Here is a 21,146-nt window from a genome sequence, read left to right on the forward strand (position 1 = left end):
GTTCAATGAAGAAGGGTGAACAGGCCTTTGCCGTTGACCTTGTAATGGAGTTCGCTCGGGCGTTCACCCATTGCCTTGGCCCCGCTGCCGCCGATGATCTTGTAAGGCGGTACTTGCTTGGTCACCAAGGTATTGGCGGTGATGACGCAGCCGCGGCCAAGGCGTGCACCATGGCCGATCAGGGCGCGGCTGGCCACCCAGACATAGTCCTCGATCACGATCGGCGCGGACACCGACCAGAATTCCGCCGCACCCAGATCGTGCGAGCCGGCGACGATCAGTACATGCGAAGCAATCGCCACATGGTCACCGATGCGCAGGCCGGCGCGTGCGTCGATCTGGCAATGCCAGGCGATCGTGCTGTCTTCGCCGATGACCAGATTATTGACGCCGAGAATCTCGGTGTTCCGCCAGATACTGGAGCCCTTGCCGATCTTCGCGCCGCCCAGGCGCAGCCACAGCAGCCGCAGGTTGTGGCTAGGAATCTTGTTGATGACGATGTTGTAGACCTGCTCCCACGCTCGCAACCAACGATCCTTGAAGGTAGGCCAGTTGATGCCGTAGCGCGGGATCAATTGCGTGGGAATCTCATGCTTCAATTGGGCGTACAGGCGGCGTGCCAGCGGTGGTTCGATGCACGTCTCGATGTCGACCGAACAGATCGAAACCTTGATGCCGTCCGCCGAGGATTCCTCGAACGCGGCATCATGCTGCAGCAGCCATTCGTAGGCAGCGCGCAACGAGGTTTCATCGACCTTGAGACGCGGCGCATATTCGCCCAGGCGGGCTGGCAGATCAGTGGAGTGGTAGATGCGATGTTTCATTCGCGGGTAGCCGTGCCGTGAAAGGGAGAAGAGAAGGGTTGCGCTGCGCACGCCGCACGCCATACAGCTCGCGTGCAGCCTGCAGATTGATGCCGAGCATCAGCCAGAACAGCGCGACCAACACCACGGTGAAGCTGTAGTAATGATCGAACAGGCCAGTCAGCAGGGCCGCGACTATGCCTGCCAGGCTGCCCAGCCAAATTCCGTTGGCTGGTCCGAGCTTGTCGATCGCTCCGCGCGGCCGGCATTCGCGCCACCACCGCCAGATCACGGCGCAATACATCAGCATGCCCAGCAGGCCCAGTTTGTAGACATAGTTCAGCCACAGATTGGAAATGCCAAGCAGGCCGCTGCCAGGCACCGGCGGGTCAGCCTTGAAGCCGATGCCCAGCGGATAACGGGCTACCGCCTCCGGAAACCGCCGGTACTCGTCCATGCGCACCTGGGTGCTCGCGTTGCCGGCGGAGAACATGGTGGCGATGCGCGCATGCAGCGGCGGGTAGAACAGCACCAACACCACGCCTATCACCGCGGCAGCGAGAAGGATCTGGCGTGTCGCCGGGACCCTCAGGCAAGCCATCCAGATCAGGACCGCCGCCAGGCTGAGCATGGCGCCGCGCGAACTGCTGAGCAGCAAGGCCACGCCGCCAAGCAACGCTACGGCGCTACCCAGCCAGCGTTTCCAGCCCTCTCGAACCAGCGCGAAACTCAGGCCCAATGGAACGAACAACACCAGGGCGCCGCCGGTCAGGTTGGGATGGACCCATGGTGTGGCCAGACGAGCATGTTCGACGGTGAAAATGCTTCGCACGGCATCCGTATGCGCGTAGTGCATGCGGGTGAGCAGCGAAATCATGTCCTGGGTGCTCTGGTGGCGCAGAAACTCCGTGAGCGACAACAACAGCAAGGCCAGGCTGCCGGCCAGCAACACGACGATCAGACGCTCGCGCCGCTCGGCGTCGGCCAGCAGCAAGGGCACCAGGAAGATCGTCGACAGATTCAGCAGCCAACGCGCCCAGTTCACCAGGCCATTGTCATCGGTATGGATGGTGAGCTGCCCTACCGCAAACGGCAGTGCGCTGAATACCATCAGCAATAGCACGGCCTTTTCGGTGGGGCCCCAGGACCAATGCAATCGATGCATGCACAATTGCCACAAGGTGCCCAGGCATGCCATCGCCAGCAGCGCCTCCGATAGGGTGATGCGCACACCGAGCTCAACCGTGGAGTAAGGCATGAAGGTAGCGGTGAAGGCGAACAGCGCAAGGCCAAGATAGGGTTGCCGCAGTATGACCGGCAGCACGAAAGCCGTGGCCATCGCCATGGCGAATTGGCCGGGCGAAGCGATCGACAGCAAGCCACCGAACAGCAGGCCGCACAGCCCGGCAAGTGCGAAGCGCGGATTCATCGACGCCACTCCTCGAGCAATTCGCCGACATGCTGCGTATAGGCCGCCGGTGTGTAGGCGGCTGCAGCAGCTCGGCACGCCTGCGCGGACAGTTCAGGTGCAGCACCATCGAGAGCCATCATCAGCCGTGCCAATGCGGCGCCATCGTGCGGATCGAAGCGTGGAGCCGGAAGCGGTGTCACTTCATCCAGCGCCGAGCCTTGCGCCACGGCCACCGGTGTACCGCAACTCAATGCTTCCACCACCGGCAGACCAAATCCTTCGGCATACGACGGCTGCCATAAGCGTTCGGCGCCACGGTAAAGCTGAGCCAGCGCAACGTCGTCCACGTCAGTGCGCCAATGCAAGCCCGGCAGATGGCGTAGCTCGGTCGGCACGTCGGTGGCGGCACCGACGATCAGCAATTGGGGCAAGCTGGGCCGATGGCGGCTCGTTGCATGCCACACCCGCAAGAACCAGGCGATGTTTTTACGGGGCTCGCGACTGCCGACCACCAGCCAGTAGCGTCCGGGTAGCGTGGCAGTGAAGCTGGCCGGCGCAGGCGCGTCCGGCAATGGCGCCACAGCGTTCGGCAAAACACGCAGTTTGCTGGCATGTGCCGGAAACATCCGCGTTGTTTCCTTGGCGGTATAACGCGAAGGCACCCAGATCGCATCGGCACGTGCTATCGCATAGCGGATCGCGGCGCGATCCAGTGCGCAGTACAGTGCTGCCTTCAGCAGCGACGTGTGACGGTTGCGAAGCGTCAACTGGAATACGTCGTGCAGCATCAGCACCTGGCGCATTCCAACTGGCCGGCGACCGATCGGTAGTCCGCTGTTGGCGGTTGCGATGTATAGCTGGATGCGTTTCGCGCGCAGTGCCTCGGGCAGAAATGCGTGTTCGAAGCGCAGGCGTTGGGCCGGTCGGTGCAGGCCGTGCAAGGGGCTGCCCTCGATCGGGCAGTGCGCAAACTGCCGGTGCGGATGTTGCAGCGGGGCGGCGGTGAACCGAAGCAGAAGATCGTCCGCATGCTGCTGCAATGCCCGTTCCAAGGCCAATACCTGCCTTGCGATACCCGAGCTGGGTGCGACGGTCACCGGACGGTAGTCGAGGCCTACGCGCATGCCGTGTGCTCCCGATAGGCCGCTTCCAGTTGGTCGGCGGCAATGCGCCAGTCATGCTGCTCGCGTACGTAGCGGCGGCCGGCTTCGCCCAGTACCACGGCCTGCTCTGGTGCTTGCAGCAATTCGATCAGGGCCTGTGCCAAGGCGGCGGCATGGTCACCGCGCCGGTAGTGGATGCCCTCCCGTACGTTCAATCCTGAAACACCCTGGGCCGTGCTGACCAGGGGCAATCCGGCCGCCATCGCTTCCAACACTTTGAGCTTCGAGCCGCCGCCGTCGCGCAATGGCGCCAGGAACGCGCTGGCTTGCGCTTGCACGTGATCGAGCCGTTTCACGTAGCCCAGCCATTCGATGCGCGGATCTTCCATGTGCCTGCGCCAGCGTTCCGGCAGGGCGTAGCCGCACACACACAGGAGCGCCTTGGGGCGGGTGGCCCAGACCCGCGGCATGATTTCCTGCACGGCCCATTCCACCGCATCCACGTTGGGGGCGTACTCGAAATTACCCACGTAGAGAATGCGCTGCGTGTGTACGTCAGGCCGCACGTGGGCAGCAGCCTGCACATCGACGCCATTGATCGCCACGCGTACCGGCCGCGGCGTCAGTGCCCTGAACGCCGTCGCGTCCGCTTCGGTCACGGCGATCACCTGCTGTGCCTGGTGCAGCGCCCGCTGCTCCCAGCGGCGATAGCGCCAGTTATCCAGTCGCGCCAGCGGGCGCAGTGCAGCGGGCAGGCGCTGGTAAGTGATGTTGCCTAGTTGCGACTCGATATTGTGCTCGCTGAGCAGAAACGGTTGCCTGCGTTGCTCAAGGCTGCGCGCATAAGGTTGCAACGCGTACGAATGTTCGATCTGCACGATGTCCCATCGCTCATCCAGCAGTTGCTCGAAGCGCCGCTGCAGTGGTGCCGCGTAACCGTTGACGGTCGCCAGCAAGGGCAATGGCGACAGCAAGGCGGCGGCCATGGTGGTGAAGGATTTCAGCGGACGGCGCGGCAGCACGATCAAGCGATCCAGCAAGGGTTCGAGCGCATGCCGTGCGGCATCGTCCAGGGGTATCTTGGACTGCGCCAGCAAGGTGATGCGATGGCCGCGTGCAGCGAGTTCGCGCAGCAAGTGATACTGGCGCAGCTTGCCGCCGCTGGTGGTCGGCCAGGGCAGGTAGGGCAGGGCCCAGAGCATTCGCAACGATGGATTCATGGCCACTCCAGGATTTGCAGCGAGGTTTGAACCGGCACCTGCAATGGATCCTGCTTGGCACGCAGCTGGCGCTGGGTGCCACGTAGCGGATCGTGCAGCGTCGCCAGCCGGATGCCGGGCAGGGTGAGCTGGCCGGGCTGCGCGGCCCAGAACATCCACAGTTGATGACCGTCGTCGCGGCGCCAGGCCACGCTGATCAGTCCTGGGGGCGCCGTAGCGGGATGCGGTGGATCGATCGGTTGCACGCGCGGCCCGGTGATGGCCAGGAAGCGCGCAAGCGCGTAATAAGCCGGTTTCGGTTGGGCATGTTCGTCGAGCAGGCCGTAATGGCGGTCGCGCGCGGTGGCCCGGTCATCCAGGTCGCTCAGCGCGAACAGGAAAATGCGGTCGTAATCCAGTGCGCTCATCAAGACCAGGCGCCGTAGCAAATAGTCGGCTTGGCCTTGTTCGCCGATGATGGGTTGTTGTTCCACCGGGCCGGCATAGCTGGACCAGCCCCATTCGTCGGCCCAGATCTGTTTGACGCCTGCCGCGCGCAGTGCTTGATTGCCTTGCTCGGCACGCAAAATAAAATCCCGTTGCGCCGGGTCGTCGCCTTCCGGGGCGAGCGAATACGGGTGGTAGGCAATCACGATGGGGAACGAGAACAGGCCCAGATTTCCTAGTGATTGCACCATCAACCGCCCATGCTGGTCCGGCATCTGGCTGAAATAGGCCATACCGCCCAGTACCAGCTGGCGACCTGGAGCGGCTCGATCCAGGGCTTGTTTACTGGCCAGCAGCAGTTGTCCATAGGCCTGCGGATCTTCGCGCGGATACCAGAACGAGGGCAGGTTGGGTTCGTTCCACACCTGCCAGGCCGACACCTGCGGATAGCGCCTGGCCAGTTGCACCAGCACGTTGGCATACAGCTGCGGACCTTGCGGTGGATACTGGTCGCTGTTGGACGCATCGGCCGGTGCGCTGCTTGCATAGCGTGCGGAGCCAACCAGGTAGACCTCGGCCTTCAGGCGATCCGTGACCAATCGTTGCATCAGGGGATCGAGCACGTCCCAGCGGAATTGGCCGCGACTGGGCTCGATCCGGTCCCAGTGCAAGTCGATGCGTGTCCATTGCAGACCTAACGCCTGCAAACGTTGCATCTGCAGGCGATAGACCTCCGGCGTGAACCACAGGAAGTGGGCGTTGACGCCAAGAAAATCCTTCCATACCACGGTACGCGGCGCGCGCAGTTCCAGCGGCGCGGCCAGCGCTTCGTTTTTGCGTGATTGTCCAAGCAGGAGCAACAACAGGAACAAGGTGACGATGGCGGCAGGTGCCAGCCAGCGACGGCGACTATGAATACGCATGGCGCATGCCTCCGCGACACAGCGATTCGAAATGGGCCTGGAACTGGCTGGCCACGGCATCCCAGCGACGGGCCTGGCCGATCCGCGCGGCACTTTGAGCCCACTGGCGGCAACGCTGCGGATCGCGGGCCAGCTCGATCAAGCGCGCAGCCAGCGCCTCCACGTTGCCCTGCGGAAAGGTGACGCCATTGCCATGCGCGACCTCCTCGGCTAACGCACGCGCATCGGAAACCAGCGCGCCGCGGCCGCAGGCGTTGGCCCAGGACAATGCGCCGCTGGTGCCACGCATGCGGCCCAGCAGCGCGAGCTTGCGCGAATCGCGATAAGGAAGCACCAGCGCGTGATGCGCTTGCAGTAGCGTGGGGATATCGCTGCTTGCCAGATCAAGTCGCCAGTTGATGGCGTCGTGGAGGCCTAGCCGATTGACGCGCGAGCGCAGTTCAGCGAGGTAGTCGCGATCGCCGCCGAAAGCCAGTTGCGGCTTGCTGCCGCCGGCAAGCGTGAGCTGCAGCTGGTCGCGCAGCCCGGGTGCGGTCGCGAAGCAGCGGGACAATCCATCCAACAGGTCCTCGATGCCTTTGCCGGGGTAGAGAAAACCGAAATACAGTAGGCGTAGCGGTCCCTCCGCCGGTGGCGGTACGAAATCCAGCGAGGCATTGCCATGCGGAATCACTTTGACGCGTTCGGGTGGCAGACGCATGCGTTCGCATAGCGTCGTGCGCCCGGTATCGGTGAGTGTGACCAGCGTATGGAGCGCCTTGGCAAGCGCGCGCTCGCGCGCCAGCGTGCGATGGTCGCCGAGCAGCGCGGCAACTTGCGGTAGCGGACGCGGCAGGCGATGCCATGCCAGCCCTTGCGGCGCACGCCAGATCAGACGTTCCGGATCATGCACCGTGGCACTCAGCGGCAGGCTCGGCTGTTGTTTGCTTAGCGCTTCCAGCAGCAGGAATTCGCGACTGCGGCCGCCGCCGAGCTCCGCGTGCACCACATCCACCTTGCGCCAGTCGAACTTTGCCAGTGCCGCGTCGACGGAAGCGCTAGCGAGCGGCGTGAGTACTTCCACGCCGCGCGCCTCCAGCGCGGCGCGCCAATGGCCGGCGTAGTCGGCGATGCCGTTCTGTACCGGCGGCAGCGGTGACAGCAGGGCGATACGCATCAACCTTCCCGCCAGCGAGCCAGCCACGCCATTACCTGTTGCGGCACTTCGTAGCGGCGACGATTGACGATCACGCCGTCGATCTGGCCGAACGCCTGGCGCAGCATGATGAGGGCCTGATCCACTGCCGGCACGCTGGTACGTCGTGCTTCCACCACCAGCACGCGCACGCTTGCTGGACGTAATTGCAGGAGCGCCCGGCCATCATTGAGCGGCGCCGCCGTGATCAGCACGATCTCGCCCGGCCCGGCGCTGCGTTCGCCGATGCTGACCTGATGCCCGTGTTCAAGCAGCATTTTCTGCAGGTGCTGGGCGACGAAGCGCACGCCCTCACCCGGGTGTGCGGAGGTGAGGCCGACCGTGATCCCTCGCTCGGCCACCAGTTCGTGCGGCAGCAGGTTGTAAATGCGATACAGCACGCTCAATTGGGCACGCCAGGGCAGGGCATCGGGTGCATCCAGCTCCGGCAGGCTGGCCCACAACGGCACGCCGAATTGCGCTTGGACCCGTCCGCCATCGTGAATGCGTTGGTCAAGCAGGTAGCACAGGAGGATCACGAACAGACCCACCGCAATGCCCGCCGGCAGCGCTGCGAGCAGAATCATCGCGGTCTTGGGGAAAATCCGTGCCGGGGAGTAGGTGGCCGGTTCGATCAGGGCGACGTTGCTGAGACGATTGTCGTTGAGATCGCGGATCACCCGCTCGCGCATCAGATAGTCCATGTATTGCGCGAAGTTCTTCTCGGCGGCGGTTAGCCTGAGTGCGAGCGGTGCGAGTGACGAATCGGCCGCCATGGTATCTTCGCGCGCCTTTTGCAACTGCGCGATCTGTTCGTCGTAGGCCTTGATGTGTGCGCCCAGTTCGGCGGTCCGCAGCGTGGAATCCTGGATGTCCTGGCGCAGCTTGGTGGCCAGCGGATTGGGCTGGAGGTTCTCCGAGCGCTGCACGTTGGTGTCGATCGCCTCGATCTGCGCCTGCATGGCCCGGATGCTGCCGTCGATTTCGCGGATCGGCGGTGCGCCCTCGCGGTAAGTGCGTAGCAGCTCCAGCCGCTGCGCTTTCAAGCCATTGAGCTTGAGCAGCAGATCCTGTTGCGTGGGATTGAGGCTGACCTCGCGTTCGGACACCACCTCAGCCGGTAGCTTGAGCAATTGCTGGCGCGCTTCGCTCAGTGCGCCGGGCAGCGAATCGAGTTCGCCCACCGCGTCCTCGCGCTGCTTGTAAAGGCGTTGCAATCGATCGGACAAGCTGTCCATTCGCTGTTGCACGCTGGTGGCGCCCAGATCGTGCAGACCCTGCAGCAGCTGCTTCTTCAAGCCGGCGATTTGCGTGCCCAGTTCGTTGGACTGTTTTGCATAGAAGTCATACAGCTGGCGACTGCCAGCTGCGTTTGCGCGCTGCTCGTAATAGGCGTCCACCCAGGCCTGGGCGATCATCTGCGCCACCGCCGGATCGTCCCAGGTGATTTGCACGTCCATGACATTAGAGCCAGGGTCATGGCTGACCTGGAAAGCCTTCAGTAATTTGGCAGCCATCCGATCGGTCGGTGGTGCATCGTCCAGGATATCGACTTTCACCAGGGCTACGCGCATGTCTTCGAGCACGGCCTCGGTAGCATTTTTGATGCGATGCTTGATGGTCTTCCAGATACCTTTTGGCGCAGGTGCCGAGGCCATGGCCTGCAGATAGGCATTGGCAACGCGGCGAGCCACCGGCTCGCTGGTCAGCATCTTCTCTTCGTCCAGTAGCGGGTCACGCTGGCTGCTTGGCTGGATGTAGCCTTGATCGCCATTCAGTTGCGGCTGCATCAGGTTGTCGGCCTGGCCCGGTTTGACCAGCAGGCGTACGTCGGAGGCGTAGCGTGTAGGTAACAGCAGGGCGCCGAGTACGGCCACCACCACGGTGACCGCAACGGCACGGATGAATTCGCGCCTGAAAATGAAAAAAAGGCGCAGGACGTCGCGAAAGCTGCGAATCTCGATCATGGCGCGCCGCCTCCGGTGATTTGAACCTGTGTGGATGGCTGGTTGATCTGGTAGTTGGCGCCAATGCCGAAGCCGCGGAAGAAGGGCATCAACTGCGTCATGTACAGATCCATGTCCTGCACGGCATTGCCGAGCCGCGAGACAGGTACGAACAGAATGTCGCCGCGCTGCAAACGCACCGGTGCCACGCCGTTGGACTGAGGCAACAGCAGCGAGGCGTAATCGAAGAAATACACCTGGCGTCGCCCTTGCGCGTCGAGCCGGATCAATGCCACATGCCGGCTGTCGGCAATCGGCAGCACACCGCCGGAACTGGTCAGCGCCTGCTCCGCCGTGCCGGTTGCGCCAAGCTCGAAACTGCCCGGATTGCGCACTGCACCCCCCACATAGATGCGATTGCTGGGTGCTATGGCGATGTTCACGGTGACCTGGGGCTCGCGATAGATGGAGGCGAGCCGCCTGCTGATATCGGCGGAGACGTCCTCCGGTGTGCGGTCCGCGGCCTGCACGGTGCCGATGAAGGGATAGGCAAACTTGCCATCCGGACGCACCATGTATAGATCCACCTGATCGGCATTGGCCGGACTTTGCGCATCGCGCACAATGCGCAAGGTATCGTTGGGATAGATCAGCAGCTTTGGCGGTGGGAGTTGATCGGGACGGAAGCTGATGTCGCGCTGTTTCAGCTCGTGCTGGTCGCTGGGCATCTTGACGGTGCCGGGCGGAGCGCATGCCCCGAGCAGCAGCGCCGCCAGCAGGATGACGAGCGGAGCGGGTCTGATCATGGGTTTTGCCTCATCCAGTAGTTGGGAAACATGCTGATGCGTTGTTTCAGTGCGGCAGGCAGGTGCCGTTCCCTGCGGCCAAGCCAGTAACCGAGCAGCTTGAGCACGTTGCGGTACAAGGCGGTCGGTGCACGCCAAGCCTGGCCGGATCGCCAAAGCGCGTGTAGCTCCTGTTTGACGAAGCGCAGACCTTCGCCGCTGGCCGTTCCAAACGATTGGCCGATCCAGCGCTCCCGGCTGTAGAAAACTCCGATGTCGAAATAGCGGCGAAATTCTTCCGCCGGCGTGTAGTCGTGCGAGTGGCAGACCAGCGCATCGGCTGCGTAGTGCACGGCATAGCCGGCCAGCAGCATGCGTGCGGCGACGTACGCGTCCTCGCTGCCGATTGCGTCCGTGGGAAAGCCACCCGACACGAGCAGGGCATCATGTCGGTACGCGGCAAACGCGTTGGAGCTGAAACAGGTCTTGATACCCAATTGCGTTGCGTCGGACCAACGCTTCACTCGGCTTTGCGGCGGATAGTTGAAGTTGCGCGCGAGTGCTGCCAGTACGCTGCTGCCTGGGTGAGGCAACTGACGACCATAGGCGACCCCGATATCGGGAGCCGCATACAGCCCGGCGCGCAAACGCCGCAGGCTGTTCTTGTGCCAGGGCACGGCATCCTGAGTCATGTAGATCAGGCAATCGGCCTTCACCAGGGTGCTGGCCCAGCGTCGCGTGCCACCATGATTGAAATGGTTCGCGTCGATGGAGACGACGCGGGCCCCGAACTGCAGCCAGCGTTCCGGGCTGCCATCGGTGGAGGCGCTGTCGACCACCAGCAATTCGTCCGGTTGCAGGGTCTGTCGGTCCAATGCTGGCAGCAGGCGTTCGAGATAGGCGCCGCTGTTGCGGGTGGGAATGATAAGGGCGGTGCGCATGTGGTCGCCCTCAGTACGCTTCGCGCGCCAGCAGCACGGCGGGTATGGTGCGCACCAGGATGTACAGATCCAGCCAGAGCGACCAATGCTCGATATAGGCCAGGTCGTATTCGACGCGGCGTTCGATCTTTTCCAGCGTGTCGGTTTCGCCACGCAATCCATGGACCTGCGCAAAGCCGGTCATGCCGGGTTTGACGCGATGGCGCGAGGCGTATTCCTCCACCGCATCCCCGAACAACATATCGGCTGCCTTGGTGGCGGTAGCGTGCGGGCGTGGTCCCACCAATGACATGCTGCCACGGAGCACGTTGAACAGTTGCGGGAGTTCGTCCAGGCTGGTCTTGCGGATGAAGCGCCCGACGCGGGTAACGCGCGCATCGTTGCGGCCGGTCTGCTTTGTCGCATCGGCATCGTGCAGGTGGTGATGCATCGAGCGGAACTTATAGACTTCGATCAATTGATGATTGAAGCCATGGCGCTTTTGCCGGAACAGTACCGGGCCTGATGAGTCCAGCTTGATGGCGAGTGCGATCAAACCCATCAGCGGCATCAGCAGCAGCAAGGCGAGCGTTCCCAGAAACAGATCTTCGGCACGCTTGAGCAGCGGCGACCAGCCGGTGAGGGGCAGTTCGGACATGGTGAACATCGGCACGCCGGCGATGGGCGTGATGCGGCTTCCCGCATAACGGAACACACGCATGTCCGGCGCCAGTTGCACACGTACCGGCAGGCGGCGCAGCATCTTGGCGTAGTGCTGGTTGCGCGCCTCGGCGTACCAGGGCAGGGCAACCAGCACTTGATCGATATGCTGCTCGCGCACCAGCCGTTCCAGGTCGGCCATGCCACCCAGCCGCGGCAGCAGCTGGCTGGCCTCCGGCGGTAGCCGGCTTGGTTCGCGGTCGTCGATAAAGCCGACCACCACTGCGCGCAGGTCGCTGTGCTGGCGCAGATAGTGCGCCAGGCGGATGCCGTTCTCGGTGCAGCCGAGGATGACCGAACGCTGCAGGAAATGGCCCTTGTGGGTCAGGCGCCGGAATACTTCCAGCGTGCCCAGCCGCAAGGCGATGAAGCCAGCGTAGCTGCCTGCAAACCAGCACAGGAACAGCGCCACCGGGATATGCGCCGAGTAGTGGAACAGCGCATGCATGATCAGCAGCAAGCCGAAAGCCGGGCACCAGGCGAAGAATATTTTGCGTATGCACCATCGATTGCTGAACATGTCCTCGCCATACATGCCCAGACACTGGAAGACCAGCACGCACAACAGCCCGAACAACACCGATTGCGCCAGATAGCGGTGGATCAGCGGCGCATCGTGGATATGCAGTACTTGGAGCACCAGCAGACAGGGCAAGAAGGCGATCAGGCCATGGGCCAGGCGCGTAAGCAGGCGTGCATTGCGCAGCGCGGTAGGTCTGGCAAAGGCGATCGATCCTGGCCGGACTGAAGTGTGGAGCGACGGCAGCGGCTTGGATGCCCTAGCCTGGTTCGCACGGATGGCGTGCGAATCGGGTGACATGCCCAAGAGCCATGGCGCGCATCTGCTCAAAGTCAGGTCGCGGAAGGCACGCAACGTCCTGTCCAGGCCGGCGCGAAGCCGGTCCAGCCGATGTAGGTACACGAAAGTTTTCCCCTATGAGTGAAACGGTCTGCGCGCGCTATCGGCGGTCATGGCAACCGGGCCGGATGAGCGCCAGCTCCAGCCGCGCGATGCGTCACCTCGACGGCCGGCAGATGCATGTACATGGAAAACTGTCCGATCAGCACATCCTGGCTATCGGTCATCGCGTAGTGACCGACCCACGAACCGTCGCGGATGGAGCAAATGAGATAGCACGGCTCCTGTCGCGTGGACGGCTGGTACTGGACCACGAAGCCGAAGCTGTCTTCCTTGCTCCAGGTCACCCTGGCCGGAAGGGCCCCGTTGGCGTCGTCCTCGAGCGCTTCGTCCCGGGTGAATCGAATGGCAAACGGTTCGAAGCGGCCCTCGGATTCGTGGATCATCCAGGCCGTTCCGCACAGTTGGTACGCACGGATGGTGTTGTGCATGGCGGTCTTCCCTGCATTGGATGGCGCCAAGCTAGCTGAAGCTGAGGGGTATTGGTCTTCTGATTTTCTTCTTATGTAAGCTATTGAACAAATGACGATTTTTGAGGATTGGGTAGCTTTCTACGCGAGCCTTTTTCTGCGCCCGACGGGCGTGGTGTGTCGATGATTTGTACCAGCTACCGCGCAGTGTCAGTCTCGCCTTGTCGTCATTGGAGAAGGCCGGAATGACGACGAGGTACTGTGAAGCTATGACTACCTAGGAAGACTTCGCGGACTCGCCTTAACCCTTACATGCCCCGCTGAAGATGGAAGCTTGCGGAACGCATCACGATAGCCACCCATCAAAAAAGCTGACGCCATCAGGCGATGGCGGCAGCTTTGTGCGTGACAGGGCAAGTCGTGGCTGTCCCCATCGGATGGCCCAATGGCGTTAGTGGCGATGTCTTGCCCTGTTATGACGGCTGGTTCGTCGTCCGGAATCAGCCCGCGATTTATTCCGGCACATTGTGAATTTGCGTATTACCTGTGACCGGGTCTTCCTCCACCCCACCGTCACCGCAAAGGAAGGCAGTTAGCGTCACGCTGTAAGTGTAAGAACCTCCACTACCGCATTGGGACCCATGTACATCAACGCTTGTAGTGGGTGAGGCGAAGGGAGACGGGTGGGGGTTGTATTTAGGTGGTTTTTCCCCGCCCATCGTGAACGAAATGCTCGTGAACGCATAACCGTAGGTTTCCATTACATAGGTAACGCGTTGTTTGCTATTGATCGTCGCCGTGTCAGGGTTGAAGACCAAAAAGGGGATCAATGTATCCTTGCACACCGTGACTTGGATCTGTACAGAACCGTCTTGGGCTCTCGCTTCTTCGCTAGCCATGGTCACTACGTTTTCTTCTTTCATTTCGTCTCCTTGGCGGTTGACGGTGGTTGGGAAAAGGTGAGCAGGTCACGCAAGTACTGAGGGTCGGCATAACCTATCCGCGCTAGCCAGTTTTTTTGAGATTCGACGGCTTCGCCTTTACCGAGACAGTCATTGGCGAGTATCCATGGCGAGAGCAGGTGGTAATCGTGAGGACGCCGAAGAACCAGCGGTTCGAGCAAGCTTGCAGCGCGTTGGCAACTCGCATGTGACGCGTCTGTCTGGCCTAGCATATTTTGCACCTGTGCGAGTTGGATGAGTGCAAACGGACGGCGGCTTGCCACCTCTGGCGTCAGGGAGTCTTGTTGCGCTGGCGGCAATTCCTCCAGTGCTGCTTGCAATAGTGCCTGGGCCTTCAAGGGGTCTTTCAATCGTTGCAGCGTATTGGCGAGATACACCTGGCTCAGGGCATTCAGCGATTTGAAGCTGTCATGCTTCGCATTGCTTTTGATTAATTCATCGAGCTTTGCTGCCGTTGCGCGCTGTTCCGTAAGGGCTAGAGGTAATGGCTCCAAATCAGCATGAACGTCGCCGCTCAGCATGGCGATCATCATGCTGATATGTAACCAGGGACCATTGTTGGGGTCGTGGTGAAGAAGGTCGGTCGCTAGCGTCTGAGCGGCTGACAGCTCGGTTCCGGCTTGCTCTTCGTGGCCGAGCACTTTCAGTAGAAGGGCGTGCCAATATCGAGCGATCGCCAATCGGTATGTCCACATGAGCTCTTCTGGAGCATCTTTTTGTAGAGTGAGCAGCTCGGTGATCGCTTGTTCGTCGAGGCTCAGTGCTTGTTGCAGATGCCCAGTGGCTTCTTGTGCCGAGGCCTGCCAGGTCAGTGTGTCGGCCAGTTCTCCAACTTCAGCGCGGTAAAAGTGTATGTCAGCCGGATGCCGAGCGATGACGTCCCGTTTCAGTTGAGAGGAGATGGCAAATTCATGAATGGCCGTTTCCTCATCTCCCTGCTGGAATGCGATCGAGCCCAGTGAATTGTGGGCACCTGAAAGTAGTGCGTCGGTATCCGAATTCGCCGGAGCTATGTGATGTAGTTGTTCGGTTGTATAGAGAAACTGCTTCAGGTGTTTTGTTGCACCGTTCAAGTCACCTAGTTGGAACCGGAGCTGCCCCAACTGGTCCTCGTTCAAGGCGAATTCCCGCAGCAATCCGGGCGAGGTAGGGTTTTTCGCCAAATTGCGCTCTAGTAGGGATTGGCTTTGCGACAGGGCGCCTTGTGCAGTGCCGGTATCATGTCGGGCTAGTGCGGCATCGGCAATGAGTCGCAGAGCACGTGCCTGCTGCGTACGCTCATCGAAGCTGATCTCTTCAGGGTGTTGTCGGAGCAGGTATGAAAGTGCCTTCCGCCCGACATCGGCAAGCAGATCTTCACGGCCAAGGGGCGGCAGTTTGTCGGCCAGCTCCACTAACATGTAACCCATCAGTTCGTCTGCTTCCTGCTGGTGTTGCCGCGCCATTTCCTCAGCGTGATGAGCGAACAGGCCAAGTCCTCCCGCTACGAGGCTCACTACGGCAAAGATGGCGATGGCAGCCAGGCGCAGCCGTTCCCCTCTTTTCACCCTGCTGACGGATGCCCCGATAAAGCCTTCGACCTCCGCTTCCAGCGGAATCGACTCCTGTCCCAGCAACTCCCGCGCTTCCTCCAACTGCCTCCCGCGTGGCAACAAGCGCTGCACATGTCGGCCGTCGCTCAGCCACTGCCGGGCCTGCACCTCCACGCGGCTACGCACTCTCAGTGCCTGCCGATGCACAGCAATCCACTCCACCACGCGCGGCCATTGTCGCAGCAAGGCTTCATGCGCCACGCCAAACGCGGGCTGCCTATCGATCACCAGGCTGACGAACAAGCGCTGCTCCACCAGCGTATGCACCAGTGCGTGCTCGGCTTCACTCTGCAAGGCCGACCACAACGCATGGTGCCCGCTGACGGTATCACCGTTGGCGCTTAGCGTTACCAGCAACGACAGAATGCGCGGCAGCGCTGCTTGCGAAGCGGCAGGCAAGCCAGCTAGCACGGTTTCTGCGCGCCGGCCAATCGCGCCTTCCAGCCCACCCAGGGCACGATAGGCGTTGATGCTCAGTTCGCCGGTGTGTTCGCGCTGCAGATACAACTCGTGCAGGGTGTATTGCAGCAGCGGCAGCGCGTCAGGACTGTGGGCGGCGGCTTCGCAGAGCAGGTCGTCCAGGCGGGCGTGGCTTTGTTCGTCGATGCCGAAACGCAAGCCGGCGGCTTCGGCGGGGAGGCGGATCATCTGTGCGATTTCCGCGCGGGTGGGCGGGGACAGATCGTAGTGTCCGCCCAACGACTTGCTCTCCATCAGCATCGGTTCGCGGGCGATTTGCGCATAGAAATCGTTGCGGCAGGCGAGCAATACGATCATCGACTCGCTGCGCGCCAGGCGGTCCAGTGTGACCAGAAACGCGTCGCGCAGGCTGTCATCGACCCTGGATGAGGTGAACAGGGCTTCCAGGCGATCGATCAACAGCGCGGCGCGTGCCTGCGGTTGCCGTGCACTGATACTGCGCAGTTCACCCAGGATGGCGTCGGGGGCTTGCAATAGCTTTTGGCCCAGGCTTTCGGCGCTATGGCCGCGCAGCAGGGGCTGATCGTCCACCTCCAGGTCGATCAGCGCGGCCCCCAGCGCGGTCATCAACGCTTCGTCGCCGATGCCGCCGAGGTCCAGGATGGCGGTGCTTGTCACTTGGAAGCGCCCCCCTTGACGGGAAAGCGCGGGTAACAGGCCGGCCTGGATCAGCGAAGTCTTGCCGCTGCCGCTGGGACCTAACACCAGCATCAGAGCGCGGCCGGTTTTGGCTTGGGCCAGCATGGCCTCGTGCAGCTGGCGGATGGCATGGTCGCGGCCGAAGAAGACGGCGGCGTGCTCGGTATCGAAAGAATCCAGGCCGACGTAGGGTGATCGTTCCGCCCAGCTTTTGCGGTTGACCGGTGTCGCGTCAGCTACGGGTAGCAGCACTTGTGCGACGGTGCGGTAGCCGCGCTTGCGGATGTTCTCGATATAGACAGCGCTTCTTGCGTTGTCGGCCAGCGCACGCCGCAATTGGGTGATCGCCTTGTGAACCTGGTTTTCGCCGACGACCATCCCGCTCCAGCAGCGTTGCAGGAGTTCTTCGGCACTGATGATCTGGCCGGCTTGCGTGCACAGCGCCAGCAGCACGTCCATCGCGCGCGGTTCGATCTGCACGCGCCTGCCGTCACGGCTCAGGGTGCAGCTGTGCGGGGCGACCAGCCAGTCGCCAAAGTGGAAATCCTTGTAGCTCACTGCGGCAGCCTCGGTCCGTGTATGGGGCGCAACGACGCGCATCCATGGTTTGATGCGCAAGCGGTTTGCTTGCAGGCCTTCAGTCGGCGCAAGCGATAACGTTGATTCGAACCCTTAGGTGGCGGCGCGGACTGAGCGGTGCATGTTTTGCCTGGGCATGGCAGCGCAAGCCCGTTCTGGCTGATGTCGATACACCATAGCTCCCCCCTGTGGTCACTTGGTACGTGTGTTGCGGCTTTTGTTCACGGCGACCTGGCCGAATGCCTGTCGCCGAGTCGAGCGGATCTTACTCAAACCGCCAATTTCTATTCTTCCGAAATACTTCCGGAAACTAAGTGCCTGATCCGGAAGGGAACAGCGATGTCCGGCAGCGAGCGTGGCGCTGGCTGCCGATGCCGGACAGAGCTGTTTCTTCCGGCCAGCGCCACGTTCGAAGTAGCGATTTGCCAGGGGGAGGAGGTTAGCAATAGCGTGATGGAAATCGCAAAAGCAAAGCTTGTGCTTATTCTTTGACCAGGTCGTCCGAAGGCGGACAGTGTTACTGCATGCGCTCCCACACCTGGCTGCGCCCGAGCAGAGAGATGCCGATGTAGCCGTGCACATCCAGTTTCTGCCCGCCGTTGGTGAGGCTCAGCTTTACGCTGTAGACCTTGCCGTTCTTCGGGTCGAGGATCTTGCCGCCGTCCCACACGTCGCCGTCCTTGCGGACGTTCCACATGATCACCATGCCTTCGACCGGCTGGTCCTTGCGTTCGCCATCGCACTTCTTGCAGATCGGATGCGGGCCGTCATCGGAAAGCAGCACCTGCAAGACCTTGCCCTGCAACTTGCCGTTGTCCTCGGTGATTTGGATGACGGACTTGGGTTTGCCGGTCACGTCGTCGATCTGCCGCCAGGTGCCCACCGGCGTGTCGTTGGCGGCCCAGGCAACGGCCGAGCCGAGCAATAGACAGGCGGCGAAGGCAAACTGCGACAGACGATTCATGGCAATGGCTCCCTACGTTGGCGTATGGCGGAGCCTGCCCAGCGGCGGCCAAGCGGGTCAAGCTGCATTGCGCAACGGTCTGACGACGACGCGGACCCGACCCCTGCTGGCATAATGGAAAGCCCGATCACAGCCCTTTTCCCATGACGCAGGCGAACGAAGCCCTGGTGCGCCGGATACTCGGCGACCTTACCGATCCTCACACCGGCGCTCCTTTGGCCGAATCGATCCGCGCCGTCGGCGTGGACGGCGCCAGGGTTTCGGTGGACATCCAGCTCGGCTATCCGGCGGCCGGCGCCATCGAATCGCTGGCCGCCCAGGCCAAGCAAGCACTGGAAGCCGATGCGGCGATCGAGGCCGCGGTCGTCTCCCTCTCCAGCCGCATCCACGCGCACAAGGTGCAAGGCACGCTGGCGCCGCTGCCGAACGTAAAGAACATCATCGCGGTGGCGTCGGGCAAGGGCGGCGTGGGCAAGTCCACCGTGGCGGTGAACCTGGCGCTGGCGTTGGCCGCCGAAGGGGCGAAGGTGGGCATCCTCGACGCGGACATTTATGGCCCCAGCCAGCCGCGCATGCTCGGTATCCAGGGCCGCCCCGAATCGCCGGACGGCAAGACCATCACGCCGATGACCGCGCACGGCCTGCAGGCGATGTCGATCGGTTTCCTGGTCGATGAGGAGACGCCGATGATCTGGCGCGGCCCGATGGTTACCCAGGCGATGATGCAACTGCTTGGCGACACGCGCTGGGACATGCTCGATTACCTGGTCATCGATCTACCGCCGGGCACGGGCGACATCCAGCTCACGCTGTCGCAGAAGGTACCGGTGGCCGGCGCGGTAATTGTCACCACGCCGCAAGACATTGCGCTGCTCGACGCGCGCAAGGCGCTGAAGATGTTCGAGAAGGTGGAAGTGCCGGTGCTTGGTATCGTCGAAAACATGGCCACCCACATCTGCAGTCAATGCGGTCACGAGGAACACATCTTCGGTGCGGGCGGCGGCGAACGCATGGCCGAGCAATACCAGGTGCCGCATCTGGGTTCGCTGCCGCTGGACATCCGCATTCGCGAACAGGCCGACGGTGGCAACCCCACGGTGGCGGCGATGCCCGATTCGGAACTGACGGCGCATTATCGTGCCATCGCGCGCAATACCGCCGGCCGGCTGGCGCGCCAGCCGCGCAACAAGTCGCTGGGCCTGGGCAAGATCGTCGTGCAGGGCCAGCCGGCGGGATGAGCGCCGCCAGGCATGTGCTGTGCCTGTCCGGTAGCCTGCGGCGGGTTTCTTCCAACACCGCGGCCTTGCTCGCCGCACGCGAACTGGCGCCGGCGGATCTGTCGCTGAGCTTTTACCCGGGCCTTGGCTCGCTGCCGTTGTTCAATCCGGACGATGAGGCCGGCGACCTCCCCGCAAGCGTGCAGGCGCTGCGTGAGGCAGTGGGGCAGAGCGACGCGTTGCTGATCGCCTGCCCGGAATACGCGCATGGCGTGCCCGGGGCGTTCAAGAATCTGCTGGACTGGCTGGTCGGCAGCCTGGAGTTTCCGGAAAAGCGGGTGCTGCTGATCAACGCCTCGGCACGCGGCTCGCACCATGCGCAGGATGCGCTGTGCGAAATCTTGCGAACGATGTCGGCCAGGCTGATCACGCCCGAACCGATGCCGGTGGCTTTGCCTGGGGCCGGGTGTACGCCGGAGCAGGTGATTGCCGACCCGGCGCGTTGTCTGGAGCTGAGCTCTGTGCTGGGGTGCCTGCGGGCTGGATTGGATGGGGTGGGCTAAAGCAACCTCGCGTCAAATTCCACTGACGCCGCAAGCTCAAACAACCCCACCCCGACCCTCCCCTGCCCGCAGGGGAGGGAGTAGGAGTGGCACACCGCTGGCGAATGCCCCCGTCAACCATGTATTTTTGCCGCTTTGCGCCCGGAACCCACCGGGCGCGGCAGGCAGCACCGGAGTCCGAGTGAGCATCAAATCCGACAAGTGGATCCGTCGCATGGTGGAACAGCAAGGCATGATCGAGCCGTTCGAGCCCGGTCAGGTCAAGCTGCGCGACGGCAACAAACTGGTGTCGTACGGCACCTCCAGCTACGGCTATGACGTGCGCTGCGCGCGCGAATTCAAAATCTTCACCAATATCAACTCCACCATCGTCGACCCGAAGGCCTTCGATCCGACCAGCTTCGTCGACGTGGAGGCGGACGTGTGCATCATCCCGCCCAATTCCTTTGCGCTGGCGCGCACGGTGGAGTATTTCCGCATTCCTCGCCAGGTGCTCACGGTGTGCCTGGGCAAGAGCACCTATGCGCGTTGCGGCATCATCGTGAACGTGACGCCGCTGGAACCGGAATGGGAAGGCCACGTGACGCTGGAGTTCTCCAATACCACCCCGCTGCCGGCGAAGATCTATGCCAATGAAGGGGTGGCGCAGATGCTGTTTTTCGAATCCGACGAGCCTTGTGAAACCAGCTACAAGGAGCGTGGCGGCAAGTATCAGGGTCAGCAGGGCGTAACCTTGCCGCGCACCTGAACGCGCCATGTATTGCCCCCAACCACCTTCATCCGGCGGCGCTACACTTGCCTGGCAACGCTGATATTCGCAGGAGAAAAGAGCATGATCCGTCTTTCCACGCTGTCAACCCGCGGTGCCGCCGTCCTGATGTTCGGCAGCCTGCTGGTACTTGGCGGCTGCCATCGCGGCGCGTCCAGGGACACGGTGGGAACCACGCAGAGCCAGAGCCAGTTCGACATGACCATGAAGGCTTACAAGAATGGTCAGTTCCTGATCGATGGTGCCGTGGTTTCCGCGCTCGACGCCGGCAGCCATTTCTCCTATCTCAAGGACACGGGCAAGCTGCCCAAGACAGTGCTGTTGCTGCCTAGCGACGATTCGAAGATCCGCAAGCAGCATCTGCAGTACATGGCTCGCCTGCAGCTCGACTACGGCTTCGTCGCCTACTATGACGACGGCGGCAAGCTGGCTCGCATCAATCCGGTGGAGACCCAGGCGCGCGCGCTGGAGGATTACCACGCACCGATCACCTCCACGAGCTCCGATACCAACAAGGATGCCAGCGGCAAGGCTTACGGCGACCAGGGTGGCGGCAGCGATACCGGCCACTGACGTCCGGCCCGTTAACAGGTAGAAACTGAGCGCCCGTCCATGACGGGC

At 62.3% G+C, this 21,146-nt stretch carries 18 protein-coding genes; 4 read left to right on the top strand and 14 right to left on the bottom strand.

What is annotated here, in order from left to right:
* Nucleotides 1–2 precede the first annotated feature (2 nt).
* From QQJ96_RS15295 to QQJ96_RS15360, 14 genes are all read right to left on the bottom strand, one after another.
* Nucleotides 3–824 (bottom strand): acyltransferase, encoded by an 822-nt coding sequence (locus QQJ96_RS15295; protein WP_284332874.1) that lies wholly within the window; start codon nt 822–824, stop codon nt 3–5.
* Nucleotides 796–2,232: an O-antigen ligase family protein gene (locus QQJ96_RS15300; RefSeq protein ID WP_284332875.1), complete on the bottom strand. Its 1,437-nt coding sequence runs from the start codon at nt 2,230–2,232 to the stop codon at nt 796–798. Before QQJ96_RS15300 ends, QQJ96_RS15295 begins: the two co-directional genes overlap by 29 nt.
* Nucleotides 2,229–3,338, bottom strand: coding sequence for a glycosyltransferase family 4 protein (locus QQJ96_RS15305; protein ID WP_284332876.1), 1,110 nt, complete (start codon nt 3,336–3,338; stop codon nt 2,229–2,231). The genes QQJ96_RS15300 and QQJ96_RS15305 overlap by 4 nt, the downstream gene beginning before the upstream one ends.
* On the bottom strand, nt 3,329–4,537 hold the full coding sequence (locus QQJ96_RS15310; protein WP_284332877.1) for a glycosyltransferase family 4 protein: 1,209 nt from the start codon (nt 4,535–4,537) through the stop codon (nt 3,329–3,331). Before QQJ96_RS15310 ends, QQJ96_RS15305 begins: the two co-directional genes overlap by 10 nt.
* Nucleotides 4,534–5,886: a glycoside hydrolase 5 family protein gene (locus tag QQJ96_RS15315; protein WP_284332878.1), complete on the bottom strand. Its 1,353-nt coding sequence runs from the start codon at nt 5,884–5,886 to the stop codon at nt 4,534–4,536. The genes QQJ96_RS15310 and QQJ96_RS15315 overlap by 4 nt, the downstream gene beginning before the upstream one ends.
* Nucleotides 5,873–7,042, bottom strand: a complete 1,170-nt coding sequence (locus tag QQJ96_RS15320) for a glycosyltransferase (RefSeq protein ID WP_284332879.1) — start codon at nt 7,040–7,042, stop codon at nt 5,873–5,875. The genes QQJ96_RS15315 and QQJ96_RS15320 overlap by 14 nt, the downstream gene beginning before the upstream one ends.
* Complete coding sequence (locus tag QQJ96_RS15325; protein ID WP_284332880.1) at nt 7,042–9,027, bottom strand: GumC family protein; 1,986 nt, start codon at nt 9,025–9,027, stop codon at nt 7,042–7,044. Before QQJ96_RS15325 ends, QQJ96_RS15320 begins: the two co-directional genes overlap by 1 nt.
* Nucleotides 9,024–9,812 carry a polysaccharide biosynthesis/export family protein gene (locus QQJ96_RS15330; RefSeq protein ID WP_284332881.1) on the bottom strand — a complete coding sequence of 263 codons (789 nt, stop codon included), beginning with the start codon at nt 9,810–9,812 and terminating at the stop codon, nt 9,024–9,026. Before QQJ96_RS15330 ends, QQJ96_RS15325 begins: the two co-directional genes overlap by 4 nt.
* Entirely contained in the window at nt 9,809–10,732 is a 924-nt protein-coding gene (locus QQJ96_RS15335; protein ID WP_284332882.1) for a glycosyltransferase family 2 protein, read from the bottom strand. Before QQJ96_RS15335 ends, QQJ96_RS15330 begins: the two co-directional genes overlap by 4 nt.
* A 10-nt stretch (nt 10,733–10,742) precedes the next feature.
* Complete coding sequence (locus QQJ96_RS15340) at nt 10,743–12,251, bottom strand: undecaprenyl-phosphate glucose phosphotransferase (protein WP_284332883.1); 1,509 nt, start codon at nt 12,249–12,251, stop codon at nt 10,743–10,745.
* Nucleotides 12,252–12,400: 149 nt separating this feature from the next.
* Nucleotides 12,401–12,781, bottom strand: a complete 381-nt coding sequence (locus tag QQJ96_RS15345) for a hypothetical protein (protein WP_284332884.1) — start codon at nt 12,779–12,781, stop codon at nt 12,401–12,403.
* A 491-nt stretch (nt 12,782–13,272) separates the two neighbouring features.
* Entirely contained in the window at nt 13,273–13,683 is a 411-nt protein-coding gene (locus QQJ96_RS15350; RefSeq protein ID WP_284332885.1) for a hypothetical protein, read from the bottom strand.
* Nucleotides 13,680–17,051 carry an nSTAND1 domain-containing NTPase gene (locus QQJ96_RS15355; RefSeq protein WP_284332886.1) on the bottom strand — a complete coding sequence of 1,124 codons (3,372 nt, stop codon included), beginning with the start codon at nt 17,049–17,051 and terminating at the stop codon, nt 13,680–13,682. The genes QQJ96_RS15350 and QQJ96_RS15355 overlap by 4 nt, the downstream gene beginning before the upstream one ends.
* Before the next feature lie 478 nt (nt 17,052–17,529).
* Nucleotides 17,530–17,976 (bottom strand): DUF2147 domain-containing protein, encoded by a 447-nt coding sequence (locus tag QQJ96_RS15360; RefSeq protein WP_284332887.1) that lies wholly within the window; start codon nt 17,974–17,976, stop codon nt 17,530–17,532.
* 143 nt (nt 17,977–18,119) lie between these two features.
* Here QQJ96_RS15360 and apbC point away from each other — a divergent pair, with 143 nt between their 5' ends.
* From apbC to QQJ96_RS15380, 4 genes are all read left to right on the top strand, one after another.
* Complete coding sequence (gene apbC / locus QQJ96_RS15365; RefSeq protein ID WP_284332888.1) at nt 18,120–19,214, top strand: iron-sulfur cluster carrier protein ApbC; 1,095 nt, start codon at nt 18,120–18,122, stop codon at nt 19,212–19,214.
* On the top strand, nt 19,211–19,756 hold the full coding sequence (locus tag QQJ96_RS15370) for an NADPH-dependent FMN reductase (protein WP_284332889.1): 546 nt from the start codon (nt 19,211–19,213) through the stop codon (nt 19,754–19,756). Before apbC ends, QQJ96_RS15370 begins: the two co-directional genes overlap by 4 nt.
* 181 nt (nt 19,757–19,937) lie before the next feature.
* Nucleotides 19,938–20,504 carry a dCTP deaminase gene (gene dcd, locus QQJ96_RS15375; RefSeq protein ID WP_284332890.1) on the top strand — a complete coding sequence of 189 codons (567 nt, stop codon included), beginning with the start codon at nt 19,938–19,940 and terminating at the stop codon, nt 20,502–20,504.
* A gap of 84 nt (nt 20,505–20,588) precedes the next feature.
* A complete protein-coding gene (locus tag QQJ96_RS15380) occupies nt 20,589–21,098 on the top strand; it encodes a hypothetical protein (protein WP_284332891.1) in 510 nt (169 codons plus the stop codon).
* Nucleotides 21,099–21,146 lie beyond the last annotated feature (48 nt).

Origin of the sequence: Dyella flagellata, assembly GCF_030160275.1 — a bacterium.
GTDB classification, from domain to species: Bacteria; Pseudomonadota; Gammaproteobacteria; order Xanthomonadales; family Rhodanobacteraceae; genus Dyella_B; species Dyella_B flagellata.